General features: G+C 26.2%; 15 protein-coding genes. 8 read left to right on the top strand and 7 right to left on the bottom strand.

Going from position 1 to position 13968, the window contains the following annotated elements; genetic code table 11:
• Nucleotides 1–146: 146 nt before the first annotated feature.
• From BLS77_RS04065 to BLS77_RS04045, 5 genes are all read right to left on the bottom strand, one after another.
• Nucleotides 147–641 carry a hypothetical protein gene (locus BLS77_RS04065; RefSeq protein WP_089966112.1) on the bottom strand — a complete coding sequence of 165 codons (495 nt, stop codon included), beginning with the start codon at nt 639–641 and terminating at the stop codon, nt 147–149.
• A 28-nt stretch (nt 642–669) separates the two neighbouring features.
• Nucleotides 670–1275: a J domain-containing protein gene (locus tag BLS77_RS04060; RefSeq protein ID WP_089966110.1), complete on the bottom strand. Its 606-nt coding sequence runs from the start codon at nt 1273–1275 to the stop codon at nt 670–672.
• Nucleotides 1247–2173 carry a DUF5685 family protein gene (locus BLS77_RS04055; RefSeq protein WP_089966108.1) on the bottom strand — a complete coding sequence of 309 codons (927 nt, stop codon included), beginning with the start codon at nt 2171–2173 and terminating at the stop codon, nt 1247–1249. Before BLS77_RS04055 ends, BLS77_RS04060 begins: the two co-directional genes overlap by 29 nt.
• 117 nt (nt 2174–2290) lie before the next feature.
• Nucleotides 2291–3070 (bottom strand): zinc transporter ZupT, encoded by a 780-nt coding sequence (gene zupT / locus BLS77_RS04050; protein ID WP_089966106.1) that lies wholly within the window; start codon nt 3068–3070, stop codon nt 2291–2293.
• Between the two features lie 39 nt (nt 3071–3109).
• Nucleotides 3110–4153, bottom strand: coding sequence for an amidase domain-containing protein (locus tag BLS77_RS04045; protein ID WP_175490760.1), 1044 nt, complete (start codon nt 4151–4153; stop codon nt 3110–3112).
• Nucleotides 4154–4370: 217 nt separating this feature from the next.
• Here BLS77_RS04045 and BLS77_RS04040 point away from each other — a divergent pair, with 217 nt between their 5' ends.
• Nucleotides 4371–5279, top strand: a complete 909-nt coding sequence (locus BLS77_RS04040; RefSeq protein WP_089966102.1) for a metallophosphoesterase family protein — start codon at nt 4371–4373, stop codon at nt 5277–5279.
• A 155-nt stretch (nt 5280–5434) separates the two neighbouring features.
• Entirely contained in the window at nt 5435–5986 is a 552-nt protein-coding gene (lepB, locus tag BLS77_RS04035; protein WP_089966100.1) for a signal peptidase I, read from the top strand.
• A gap of 71 nt (nt 5987–6057) precedes the next feature.
• Here the strand turns inward: lepB and BLS77_RS04030 are convergent, their stop codons facing one another.
• Nucleotides 6058–7074, bottom strand: a complete 1017-nt coding sequence (locus BLS77_RS04030; protein WP_089966098.1) for a zinc metalloprotease — start codon at nt 7072–7074, stop codon at nt 6058–6060.
• Between the two features lie 186 nt (nt 7075–7260).
• Between BLS77_RS04030 and BLS77_RS04025 the strand changes: the two genes are divergently transcribed.
• The 6 genes from BLS77_RS04025 (at nt 7261) to BLS77_RS04000 (ending at nt 12716) form a co-directional block, all read left to right on the top strand.
• The gene (locus BLS77_RS04025; protein ID WP_089966096.1) at nt 7261–7599 is read left to right on the top strand and encodes an arsenate reductase family protein; all 339 of its coding nucleotides are present in this window, start codon (nt 7261–7263) and stop codon (nt 7597–7599) included.
• A 156-nt stretch (nt 7600–7755) separates the two neighbouring features.
• Nucleotides 7756–8160 carry a hypothetical protein gene (locus tag BLS77_RS04020; RefSeq protein WP_089966094.1) on the top strand — a complete coding sequence of 135 codons (405 nt, stop codon included), beginning with the start codon at nt 7756–7758 and terminating at the stop codon, nt 8158–8160.
• Between the two features lie 59 nt (nt 8161–8219).
• The gene (locus tag BLS77_RS04015; RefSeq protein ID WP_089966092.1) at nt 8220–8912 is read left to right on the top strand and encodes a tetratricopeptide repeat protein; all 693 of its coding nucleotides are present in this window, start codon (nt 8220–8222) and stop codon (nt 8910–8912) included.
• A 4-nt stretch (nt 8913–8916) separates the two neighbouring features.
• Nucleotides 8917–9939 carry a tetratricopeptide repeat protein gene (locus BLS77_RS04010; protein WP_089966090.1) on the top strand — a complete coding sequence of 341 codons (1023 nt, stop codon included), beginning with the start codon at nt 8917–8919 and terminating at the stop codon, nt 9937–9939.
• A gap of 147 nt (nt 9940–10086) precedes the next feature.
• Nucleotides 10087–10386, top strand: coding sequence for an ATP-dependent Clp protease adaptor ClpS (locus BLS77_RS04005; protein ID WP_089966088.1), 300 nt, complete (start codon nt 10087–10089; stop codon nt 10384–10386).
• A gap of 2 nt (nt 10387–10388) precedes the next feature.
• Entirely contained in the window at nt 10389–12716 is a 2328-nt protein-coding gene (locus BLS77_RS04000) for an AAA family ATPase (RefSeq protein ID WP_089966086.1), read from the top strand.
• Between the two features lie 184 nt (nt 12717–12900).
• On the opposite strand, the gene BLS77_RS03995 is transcribed toward BLS77_RS04000, so the two are convergent.
• The gene (locus BLS77_RS03995; RefSeq protein WP_089966084.1) at nt 12901–13809 is read right to left on the bottom strand and encodes a tyrosine-type recombinase/integrase; all 909 of its coding nucleotides are present in this window, start codon (nt 13807–13809) and stop codon (nt 12901–12903) included.
• Nucleotides 13810–13968 lie beyond the last annotated feature (159 nt).

The raw sequence follows: 13968 nt of genomic DNA, 5'->3' as shown, positions 1-13968 counted from the left end.
TGGTTCAGTCGACAAGGTATGGTGCAAAATAGACTAGCATACTGACTGTTATTTATTAAAATGCCCCTTAAGTTAATACCTAAAAGAAGCTGAAATAAGTGTTAAATATAATCACTTATTTCAGCTTATCTTAATTAGGCATTCTCTTACATCACCTTATGAAATCTATTTAAATAATAACCAATAATAAGAGTTAGTGCATAATCAAATACTATGAATGTTGGTTGAGCTAGTAGCCATAGTAGCCATAAAGGAATATTGATTACAACATTACCTAAGAATAATGTTGCCACTGTAAAACTTATTATGAAAATTATATTAAATATTATAAGTTTTAATATAATCTCAAGAGATAATTTTCGTAGCCTTTCAATATAATATTTAATAATCCCATAAACTCCAAAGAATAATCCATAATATACAATTATATTAATAGGAATTATAAAGAATCCTAAAGTTGTAGAGCCAATATAAACAAGAAAACCTGTTTTAACAGAACTACGGATTATACATATAGGAATTAAACAAGAGGCTAAGGTTAAAATTGTAAGTGTACTTATGGGTAGTATAGAACTAGAATATAATATTACTAGTGTAAGAGCTATTAAAATACCACCAAGAGTTAAGTCTTTAGCTTTCAAAATTTAAACCTCCAATATATTTATAATATTAGCAGCAACCAATTAAGTCTCCACCAGCACATTCACAAAGGCTATCAAGACACCAAAGATTTATACAACAATCTAAATTATTTGAATTATTTCTTCCTGTTTGTCTATAAAAGTTCCCTCCATAAGATTGGCCTCTTTGATTTATTGAATTTAAGGCTTGCTTATATTCAAAGTTGTTTGGATCCATGTTTACTGCTGCTTGAAGATGCTTAAGAGCGCCATCATACCAACCCTTATTACTTAAGACTACTCCATAAAGGAAATTCCATTCTGCATTTTTATTATTAATTGAATTAAGTTTAGCTTCAGCAGCTGAGAATTGTCTTCCTTGAATAAGTCTTCTAACTTCACTTAAATCATAGGTATCATTTGAATTGCCAGTGGAATTAGATGAATTACTATAGCTTGAGCTTGATTTACCATTTCCTTTAGTTAATTGATCATAGGCACTATTAATTTCTCGCATTTTTTCATCAGCTAATTCACGAAGCGGGTTATCCCCATATTGATCTGGATGATATTGCTTTATAAGCTTTCTATAAGCTGATTTAATTTCCTCTTGAGTAGCACCGGGTTTAATTCCTAATATTTCGTGTGGATTCATTTTTAAAGTCACTCCTTTTATTTTCATTAGTATTATTTAATACATTAATATATTTATCCATCATGCCAAGCTCTAGTGTATTATTTAAAAGATCAATATTTCTATGTATTGGTAGTTTAGATAAATACTCAACACAATTATATGAACAATTTAATATGGTAAACTCAATTCTTTCTTTAATATTTTCTTTAAGTTCAATGTAAGATAAATTCTTATCATTATATAGAAAATTAATAGGATTAAATTTTTTCTTTTCCATATTCGCCTTTAAATCATCCAAAGCATCAATTAAATAAATCCATTTGCCTAAAGTATATCCTAAATTATAAAGATTGTCCCTAAGCTCTTTACTATCATCTATTAATTTATGAGGATAGCACTTAAGAATATTAGCCACTATTTCACTAAATGGATGGCATATTTCATCAATTGATGAAAAACTCAGGTTGTTTTCTAAATCACTTAAATCTTTTAATTTGATAGAAATTAGTTTGTTAAGTTCAATTATAGATTTATCGAACTTCTTTTTATATGGAGATAATGTAAGCAATTGGACCCTACTATATAAGGTGTGGTCATCTTGAACATCATCTAAAATCTTATAATAAACTAAAGCTACATTCATGGCAGCTGCATAACTTAAAGGTTTATTATTAATAATTACAGGCTTTTTACTAGTTGGATGTGGAGCACATCTTTTTAGGTCAAACTCAACTTCGTCTAAAGACAAGCCATCTAAAAGAAGAGCCAAAAATGTCATATCATAGTTCAAAGTCATCCTTGGAATGTTACCAAAATCTTTTTTTATATGAAAACATAATCCGCAATAATAACTTCTAAATCTATTAAAATCTTTTATTTTCAGTTCTTGTTTTAAGGGAGTTACATATCCAAACAATTAATCACCTCTAAAATTTATTACGCACCGTAATGCACCTTGTAAATTTATTATACAAAAGTAGAGCAATATAAACAATGTATAAAGTATTTAAATTTTTAATTAAAAGTATTGTGATTAAGTCCAAATATGACTAATTGGAATAATACATATGCCTAGAAATACTGAAAATACATAAGTTTTATGATATCCATATTTTCGTGAAGCTGGTATTAATTCAGCAAAAGATATATATAGCATAATACCTGCAACAATAGCAAAAATAACACTTAAAATAATATCGTTAATAAAAGGTTTTAAAAATAAGAAAGCTATAAAAGCACCTAGCGGTTCTGCAATTCCTGAATAAAAGGTATATTTAAACGCTTTTAGTTTACTGCCTGTAGAATAATAAATAGGCATAGCAATGGCGATACCTTCTGGAATATTATGAAGTGCAATAGCAATAGCTATATAAATACCTAAAGTTGTATTTTCATAAGCTGAAACAAAGGTAGCAATTCCTTCAGGAAAATTATGTAGCATAAGGGCAATCATAGATACAAATCCTACTCTATAAAGTTTAGAATCTGAAGATTTAGAACTGTTTACATGCTTATCTTGTTCGGGAATAAAAAAATCTATAAGCATAGCTATAAATGCTCCAATAATTAAAAATAGAAGAGAAAAAAATATGCCAGTAGGCTTTCCATGATATTTACTTAGTGTTGTTTCAGCCATTGGAAATAAATCAGTAAAAGAAATTGTAATCATAACCCCAGCAGAAAATGCTAGTGAAAAAGTAATAAGTTTTTTATTTTCTGATTTTGAAAAAAATACAATAAATGCACCTATAACAGTAGATAAACCAGCAAGTACTGATAATAGTAAAGGTATAAATGATTGATTATCTAGCATAAGAAATACTCCTTTTATTTGATATTTTTTTTATCTACCTTATTTGATTTGCAAATTTCTAATGCGTTTATAAAAGATAGGGTAAGTTTCACTAAGTGGAAAATCTAATTTGTCATAATCATGGCAACAATAAAGTAATTCACCGTCATCCATCATGTCGGTTATAATTCCAGTATGAGAAAATCGTTCCTTAATAGGACTAAAGAATTGAATAATAGTCCCAATAGGATTTGGACATAATTCCTGAAATTCAATTGCAAAATTATTTTTAACAATATAATCTCTAAAGGGGATTACCATTATCCAAGAAGCTGTATAAGGCTTCCAATTATGAGTTTGATTTAAACCAGCAAAATTAAGAGCTTGAGATACAAAATTGGTACAATCTCCACCACTATTATTGAAGTTAGTATAATTTTTATTATACTTTAAGGCATAAGTACGGGCATATTTAATTAACTTTTCACCATTAATAAGAGTTGAATGGATCTGGATGTTTGATTTGTATAATTGGGTTTGACTATTTCTAGTATCTTTTATTTCAGTAATACTTGAAATATTATTAGAAGATAATGAATTCTTTAAAATAGTATAACCGTTATATAAAATATTTAAGTTATTAACACGTTGATTCCATAAATATTCTCCTGAATTTCTAGATGATGAAATGTTTTCTAGGCTACTAGTTGATAAGGTTTCATAAAAAATAGGGTTTTCTTCTTTATAGACCACAGTGTTAATATAATATTTATTATTTTTCTGAGAAATGAGAAATATAAATTTTTCATTATTTGATTTATGGAAAACTTTCGAACTAATATTATAAGAAAATACTCTGTTACGATTAACATGAATACGATATAAGTTGCTAAGGTTCTCTATAGAAGTTATAGAAAAATCAAAATGATGATGTTTAATTTTCTTATTTAGTTTTTTATACCATTCATCTTTAAATATAAAATTAGCCAACGTATCTTCTAATAAAACTTCATTACTAATTAATTTTCTAGCATTAAATTCACATTTGCAGTAACTACTTAATGTATTTAGCTTGAAATATTCATAAATTAATTTATATAACATGTAAACCATCCTAAATATTTTTGTAAAACTCAATAAAGAAATTATAGAGTTTTATTATTAATAAAGTATATGATATTTGAATTAATGATATGAAAAAATATGAAATTAGGTGAGTGAATAATAGGGTGAAATAGGATAGAAAAGTTCTATATGGTTAAACTAGTATGGTAAGGAATCTAAAAAATATAATAGGAAAACTTAAAGGTAAGGTGATTTTATGAAGAAGATATTAGTGAAAATATTATTTTTTAGTAGCTGTTTTGTTTTATTTGTATCATTTTTCAATATACATGCTGAAAACTTAAGTGAAGAGAAAGAAAATCTTGCTTTTGCAATTTTATCCGATGTACATATTAATGAAAAAGATAAAACTAAAAGTGAAAAATTAGAGAATGCTCTTTCTATTATTAATAAAAAAGTACCAAATATAGATAAGTACATATTTACAGGAGACTACACTAATAGTGGATATATTGAAGAATATAAGTTGCTTAATGAAATTTATTCTAGAAATGTTTCATCCAATGAAAAAAGAATAACAATAATGGGAAATCATGATTACTGGAATGGGTTAAACATTGAAGATTCAAAAAATAGATTTAGAAATGAGCTTAAAGAAGAACTAAATTCAAGTCGTAAAATAAAGGGATACACATTTATTTTATTAAGCACAGAAAACGATGAGGTACATGGATATTACTCAGAAAAAAGTTTGGATTTTGCGAAAAAAGAAATAGAAAAGTCTATAAATTATAATCCGAGCAAACCTATATTTATATTTACACACCAACCACCTAAAGATACTATTTATGGAAGTGATATATGGGGTAATAACCACTTGAAAGAAGTTTTTAATGAATATAAACAAGTAATTTTATTTGCAGGTCATTCTCACTTTCCACTTAATGATGAAAGAGGAATATATCAAAACAATTATACTGTTATTACAGCTGGTGGAATAGGCGGCGTTGATATTGAAGAAAATAATATAGATGAAGGAAGTCAAGGGTTAATAGTTAAAGTAGATAAAAATAATAAGATAACAATAATAAGAATGGATTTCTCGAATAATGAAGAAATAAAAAAACCATGGATTATAGATAATTTTAAAAAATCTAATTTATAAGTACATAAAAGAAAAATAATAATAATTAGGTTACTTTCTATAGTATAAGTAAAATAAAAAGTCGACAATGTGAAAAATTGATTGTATAGTTAAATTATGTAATATAATTAGGAGTGTCCGTTAGAAATGGTAATAAAATAAAAGGTGGAAAATAAATGAAGGTAGATAAAAGAAATAAAGTACTTCAAGTGGTAGTTGAATATATCAAAATAATTTTTATAGCATTTATTTTAAGTGGAATAGTTATGTGTTTTATTAGAATAACAAAAGTAGAAGGGAAATCAATGGAACATACACTTCAGGATAAAGATATTCTTTTACTTAACCGTAGAAGTTATAAGAAGAAAAGTCCAGAGTATAAAGATATAGTAGTTATTGATACATTTAATGGGGAAAATAATTTTATAATTAAAAGGGTGATTGCAATAGAAGGCGATACATTCGAAATAAAAAATAATAAGATTTTATTAAATGATAAAGAACTAGATGAGGAATATACAAAGCTTGGAGAAAATACAAAATATGAGGATTTTAGTAAAATAACTATACCAAAAGATAAAATATTTGCAATGGGGGATAATAGAGAAAACTCTGCTGATAGTAGAGTTTATGGAGTTTTCGATTGTAAAGAGCAAGTTATAGGTGAAATTATGATTGGGCTAGTACCGTTTAAGAGCCCAAAGGATTTGTTAATAGAAAATAGCTAAAATTAAAAATTTATATTAAAATAGAGCAATTATATAACAACGTTATATAATTGCTCTATTTTAATATAAGACTAGTCTTTTAATTTCACAAGTTTATAAAAAAATTTGCTATATCCAGGACAGTTATGACACAACATAGGCATATTATCTTCTGTAAGAAGATACGCCTTACAAGAAGTGAAATCGAAATTATCATCATTAAAATAATAATTATAAAGGTTTCTATAATAAATTGAGTTACAGTATTTAAGAGCTTCAATTACTACATGCTTATCTGGAATAAAACTTTTATATTGTATTTTTCTATAAATATAATATAGTAAAATAGAACTTGAAGTTTTAGTTACCTGTCTATAGTCAAAAGTTTTTATCTTATCGAAATCAGTAATAAGAGTTTCCATAAAAAATTCGGTTTTATCATCAAGAGATAATAAATCATTGTTTAAATAGTTACAAAGGGAGTAGGTATAAAAGGATAGGTTGTTTAAAAAGTTCCATAAATCATGAACTTGAAAAAACGTCCAATCAATATTTTGACTAATTTCTACATGCTTGTCAGTCATAATTCTTTTAGTTTCATAGTTAACATCACCATTACCACATAAAGTGAATGCATTAACAAGTGCGTAAGCTATTCTAGCATCCTCTTTAGAACCTATGCTATATTTACCGTCACTATTAAAAAATGTCATTGAAGCAACACCTAAATGAATCAAGGCAGTAATAGTAAGATATAATGAATCCTTAAGGGATACTCCTAAAATAAATAAAACTATAAAAACAGTAAAATCAAAAATAGGTCCCACCCAAAGGAATATTCTAAGCTTTTTTAGAAGTTTTGAATAATCTAAAGAAGAAGTTAACCTACAAGAGTTAAAATGAAGCCTTCCTGTAAATCCTGGTTCGTATCCTGATTTAATATTTACTCCTATACCATTAGGTTTTTTATAAATTGTAAAAGGAATAACCTGAAAAAAACTTATTTTTAAGCCTAAGAAAAACGAGCAAATTAAATGAATTAATTCATGACAAAAAATTAAAATATATTCCAGTAAAATAGATTTTATAAACATTATAATATAAAACAAAATGCACCATCCTTTATAAAAAACAGTAGTTATATATAATATATTTATAAAGTTTAGATATGATACTATTTTCTATAAGTATCTATAATAAGAATTTTTAGTTCTATAAAATATGATGTTTAAATAATTTAATTAATACAATAGTTGTGATAAAATAACCCTATTAATCATAAAAAGGAGAAATAAATGAATATACAAATTTTTGGAAGAAAAAAATGCTTTGATACTAAAAAAGCAGAAAGATACTTTAAGGAAAGAAGTATAAAATATCAATTTATTGATATTGATATAAAGGGATTAAGTAAAGGCGAATTAAACTCAGTTAAAGTATCAGTACCTATAAATACATTAATAAATATTTCATCGAAAGATTATACTAAACTAAATTTAGATAAGATTAGAAGTATAGAAATAAAGGAAGAAATTTTATTAAATAATCCAAAACTAATAAAGACTCCAATTGTTAGAAACGGGAAATTAGCTACATTAGGATATAAGAATGAAATTTGGCAAAAATGGGAGTAGTTTTAAAAAAGTTTATAATAAGTATAGTAAAGCCCCTGTAAAAAGTACTGGTTTTAATGAAGAATTTATACTAGAATAAGAATTGAATTAAACATACTAATAAGAAAATACAATAGTATAAATGGATAATTATATTTTAAAGTAAGGAAGTAGCGAATGATAAAAGTTAAATTAGAAAAAAATAATGACAAAGAGCCTATATTGAAATTGGGTATTAAGGAGAAGGATTTAAATATATACAAATTTTTAAAAAGGTCTTTAATGGATAGTAAAAAACTAACTGGAATATATAACTATGAAGTTCCATTAAGATATTTTATACCTATATTTAATAATCTACCTAAAGAAAACCTGCTAATAGATAAAAATAGTATTTTATCATACTTAGAGTTTTCAGATGATTTTGATGAGAAATACTATTATACATTAACTGCAAATGCAAAATATATGAGGTTATGGAGAGAAGAAAATTGTCCTAATATATACAAGGTATCAATAAATATAGATAGTATGTCCATTGAAAAGGAAATTGCATTTCAAAAAGTTAAGTTAAATATTTAATTTTTTTGAAAGTACATTAGGACAAGAAAAACTTCATTATATTAATTAAGGAGATTATTATGCAATTTATAGATGTATTTAAAGCGAAATATGAACAACTTATGGAAGATGATATAGACGCGGGATTAAAGTATTGCATAGACAGCTTAGAAGATAGTGAAAATGCAGATATACTTGTATATCTTGGAGATGCATTAATGGCAAATGAAGATTTTGAAGAAGCATCCCAAACTATAAGTAGAGGGATAGAGTTAAACTGTACAAATAAAGTTTTTGCATATAGTTTAAAAGGCGAAGCTTTGTTTTACTTAGAAAAATATACAGAAAGCAGATCAGCGTTTAAGGAAGTTATAAAAAATAAAGAAAATAGTTTTTTTGCAATTGTATATATTGTTGATATAGATATAGCTGAAGGTAAATATCTAGATGGGATAAATAGAATAAATATAATATTAAATTCAAAAACTCTAAATAATAAAGATACTGCATTTATGGAAACAAAAAAAGGCTGGATAATGTTTAAATATTTAGAAAAACAAGAAGAAGCTTTCATATTATTTAAAGAATCTTTAAATAAAGACAGAGATTGTGGAACTGCTTATATTGGACTAGGTAGCTATTATTTATATAAAGAAGAATATATAGAAGCAATAAATAGTTATGAGAAAGCATTAGAATTAGATGAAGGCTACGATATAGTATATAAAGGACTAGAGACCGCCAAAGAAAAGGCAAATGGGAAAAGAGGGTAAATTAATGAGTAATATTAATAAAGATATTATGAAAAATATAATTAATCAAGCGTTAGGAAATAATGATATAGAAGAAGTATTTAATAAAATATTAGAAATAGATCCAGAAAAGGCATTAACCTATTGTGAGAATGGGTTAAAAGAGAGTGAGAATCCTGATTATGCAATATATTTAGGACATACATATTTAATTTTAGGAGAATATGAAAAAGCATTAGAATGCATTGATATAGCATTAGAAAGTGGAAGTGACTACTATGTATATGCTTATAATGTTAAAGGCGAAGCTTTTTTAGAGCTAGGTATGTATATAGAAAGTAGAGAGGCGTTTATAAAAGTTTTAGAAAGTGATGAAGAGCAATTGTTAGCTAAAGAATTTTTAGTAGAATTAGATATTAGAGAAGATAAATACAAAGATGCAATTGAAAAGTGTAAAGAGTATATTATAGAGTATCCTGGAAACAACATAGTAATAGCAGGAATGAAATCAACTCTTGGGTGGATATACATGGAGGATACAAACGAACCAGATATGGCAGAAATAGCCTTTCAAGAAGCCTTAGAAATAGATAAAAATTGTTCAAGGGCATACACAGGACTTGGAATTATATATATAACAGAAGCAAAATATATAGAAGCTATAGGATTATTCGAAAAGGCAAAAGCTTTAGATATAATGGATGCAGAAAATTATTTTATGATTGCTTTATGTTATAAAGCATTAGAAGATTTTAAATCAATTGAAGAACTTCTGTTTAAGGCTGAGAATTTAGAACCAGAAGATAACCGTATATTATTACAGATAGCCTTTGAGATGAATAGACAAGAAAGATATTATGAAGCAATAGAATACTTTAATAAACTGTTAATACTAAATCCAGATGATGATTATACATGGAATGAGATGGGTGATAGCTATAAAGCTAATGATCAATTTAATAAAGCTTTAGAATGTTATATTAAGGCCTCTGAAATAAATAATAAAGAAGAACTGTATATGAAAAATATAAAAGATCTAAATATCTAGATAATCCCATTATTATACTAAAAAAAATGGTCCATAGTATAATAGTGGGGTTATTATATTAGAAAAAATATTATAATAAAAAATATAAAAAGATTATAAATACGTGGTAATATAGAAATTATGAATATTTATAATAATGGAGGAAATATGGAGACTAATACAATAATAGCAGAAAAAAACAAGATAAAAATAAAAAAACCGAAGCATTATAAAGTAGTTATGTATAATGATGATTTCACAACAATGGAGTTTGTGGTTAGCATATTAATAGATATATTTAACAAGAACATAGAAGAAGCAAATAAAGTAATGATAGATGTCCATAAAAAAGGCAAAGGGATAGCTGGAATATATCCTTATGATATAGCAGTATCAAAATTATCTACGGCTATGAGGATATCAGAATCAGAAGAGTTTCCTCTAAAACTTGCAATAGAAGAGGTGTAAATATGGAAATAGATAAAATATTAAACGAAATAATAATAGAGTCCTTCAATTATGGAAGAATCAATAATCATGAATATATAACACCAGAACATTTATTATATAGTGCATTAGAAAATGAAGAGTTTAAAATGGCTATTGTTAAATGTGGTGGTGATGTAGATAATCTAAAAAACCAGATAGAGGAATACATAAATGAGCATATTTCAAAGGTTGAAGAAGGGATTGATGTAGAGGAGAGCTTTGGATTTAGAAGTATATTTTATATAGCAACGGAGCAAGCAAAATACAGTGAGAAAAGTAAAATAGGAATAGAACATCTAATGGCAGCTATGTTTTTACTTGAAGATAGCTATGCACTTTATTATCTTCAAGAAGAAGGGGTAACTAAGGCAAAGTTATTATTTAATTTATGTCATAGAGAAGAAAATGATGATAACGAAGATGGTAATGAAAATAATTATTATATAAGTTATGAAGATGAGGATTCAATGGAAGAAGTAATAGATGATGAATATAGCAATGATACTAGGGACAGTGAAAAAGATGAAATAGAAAGTAAATCTAGTAAAAAGTCAAAGAAAAACAAATCTATTGTTGAAAAATACACAACCAATATGACTAATTTTGTTAAGTCAGATATAAGTGATCCTTTAATAGGCAGAGAAGATATAATTAATAGAACACTTCAAATACTTTGTAGAAGAACTAAGAATAACACAGTTCATGTTGGAGAGCCTGGAGTTGGTAAAACAGCTATTGTATTAGGACTCGCAAAATTAATTGTTGATGGTAAAATACCAAACAAGCTAAAGGATGCAGAAATATTCTCGTTAGATATAGGATCGTTACTCGCAGGAACAAAATATAGAGGGGATTTTGAAGAAAGAATAAAAGGTGTTTTAGATGGGTTAAGTGGTCATGCAAACCCAATAGTATATATAGATGAAATTCATAACATAGTAGGGGCAGGAGCATTAAATGCAGGCGCATTAGATGCATCAAATTTACTTAAGCCATACTTAATGGAAGGAAAAATCAGGTTTATAGGAACAACTACATTTGATGAATATAAAAAGCATTTTGAAAAAGATAAAGGATTAAGTAGAAGATTTCAAAAAATAGAGGTTAAAGAAACAACTATTGAAGAAACAATTAAAATACTTAATGGACTTAAGGAAAACTATGAATCTTATCATAATGTAAAGTACACAGAAGAGGCTATTATAAGCGCAGTAAAATTAAGCCATAAATATATTAATGATAAATTTTTACCAGATAAGGCTATAGATATTATAGATGAAGCTGGAGCATTTATAGCTATGAATGCAGAAAAAGATCAAACTAAGACTATAGACGAAAATATAATAGAAGATATTATTTCAAGAATATGTAGTATACCAAAACAAAAAGTAGAAAATGAAGAGGTGAATTCCCTAAAACAACTTGAGTATATATTAAAAGATAATGTATTTGGGCAAAGTGAAGCTATTAATGAAGTTGTAAGATGTATAAAAATGTCACGAGCTGGATTAAATGATGATAATAAACCAGTTGCATCAATGCTTTTTGTAGGGCCAACAGGTGTAGGTAAAACAGAAATAGCTAAAATATTATCAAAAACATTATCAGTAGATTTAGTTAGATTCGATATGAGTGAATATGCTGAAAAACATTCAGCTTCAAAATTAATAGGTTCACCGCCTGGGTATGTAGGATATGAAGAAGGTGGGCTTTTAACAGATGCAATAAGAAAGAAACCAAATTGTGTGCTTTTATTAGATGAAATAGAAAAAGCTAATGGAGATATATTAAATGTATTATTACAAGTGATGGATTATGCAACACTAACTGACAATCAAGGAAGAAAAATTGATTTCAGAAATGTAATTTTGATAATGACATCTAATGCAGGCGCAAGAAATATTGGAAAAAACTTAGTAGGATTTGGACAAAGAGAAATTAAGGGCGAAGCAATAACAGAAGAAATCAAGAAAATATTTACTCCTGAGTTTAGAAACAGATTAGATAAGGTAGTTGTATTTAATCATGTCGATAAGGATATGGCTGAAAAAATAGTAAAAAAAGAGTTAAGTATATTTAAAGAAAAACTAAAGAGTAAAAATGTAACCATTACTTTTACAAAAGAGTGTATAGAATTTATTTCTAAGGCAGGTGTTTCAAAAGAATTTGGAGCAAGAGAAATAATTAGAATAATAAATTCAAAGTTAAAACCATTGCTAGTAGACAAAATATTATTTGGTGAGTTATGTAAAGGAGGAGCTTGTAATATAGAGCTAGAAAATAATGAACTTAAATTAAAAATAGTATAAATATGTAAAATTTCCCAGGCAATAACATATGATAAATATTAATAAGAAAAGACTGAAATTAGTATAAATAATAACCTTCAGCCAAGGGTTATTATTACCAATTTCAGTCTTTTTAAGATTAAGAATTTGACTAATTATTTTCTTGACGGGCCCTTAGGAATTTTGAAAAATCACTTGAATAGTTTTAATTTATTCCAGCTAAAGGATTATTCTTAAGATCACAGTATTGTTTTACAATTTTTTGGTTTGAAAGTTCTTTTAATTGGTCTTCTTCAACTTTAGAGGCCATAACATACATAAAACTTGCTCTTAGGTTTTGAGGAGTATACTCTTCCGGTAAGTTTGAAGCTATAACGGCATTTTTAAAAGTTGTTTGAAAAGATCGGATATTTTTCACTCCACCTTTGTCGTTAACAAATAATGAATCTGTATCAGGTGATAATGAATCTCTAAAATTTATATAATCTTTTAAATCCTTAAATAAACTATCACTTATTGGATAACTACAATTAGTATTATTTATTATTAATCGAATAAGTCTATTATCTAAATCTATATTAGACATATTAAGAGAAAATATGGATTTCATTTTCAGACCTGTAGAAATTATTATTTTACAAATGCAAACATCACGAATACCATAATTATTTTTTCTAATAATATTTAAAATCAATTTAATATGGCTAGGATTAACATGCTTTGGAGCGGTTTTTTCTACTTTAAGTTTTGGAATATTTAATGAAAAATTATATTTATAGACTTTGAATATATCAACCATATATTTAATTAGCAATCTAATTGATAATAGTTTAGAATTGACAGTAATTCTGCTATTATTTAAAACCTTCATACAAAAATCTCTATAATCTTTAATATCCTCCTCATTTAAATCACAAATATTAAAATTTATATCTTTATATTTTAAATATAAAAATTTATCAAATCCTAATAAATTCAAACAATGTAATCTACAAGTTTCTTTAGAAATAGAGCTAGGAGAATTAATTATATATTTTCTAAAATTTTCAATATAATCAGAAAGAACATAATTAACAAAACCAAGCTTTTCAAAAGCAATTTTTTCTACGTTCATAAATTTCGCCCACCTTTTTATATTAATAATAGAAGTTTAACATAAATATCAATAGAACGCAGTAATACAGCAAAAAAATATTGATTATATCATTTATATTTGCGAAATTTAACTAATAATATAATAATATACTAAAATGTTTTTTATTAACTAAATAAA

Source organism: Clostridium gasigenes, assembly GCF_900104115.1.
GTDB classification, from domain to species: domain Bacteria; phylum Bacillota; class Clostridia; order Clostridiales; family Clostridiaceae; genus Clostridium; species Clostridium gasigenes.
Note: the sequence above shows the minus strand (reverse complement) of the source record. Positions and strands in the feature narration are given on the sequence as shown.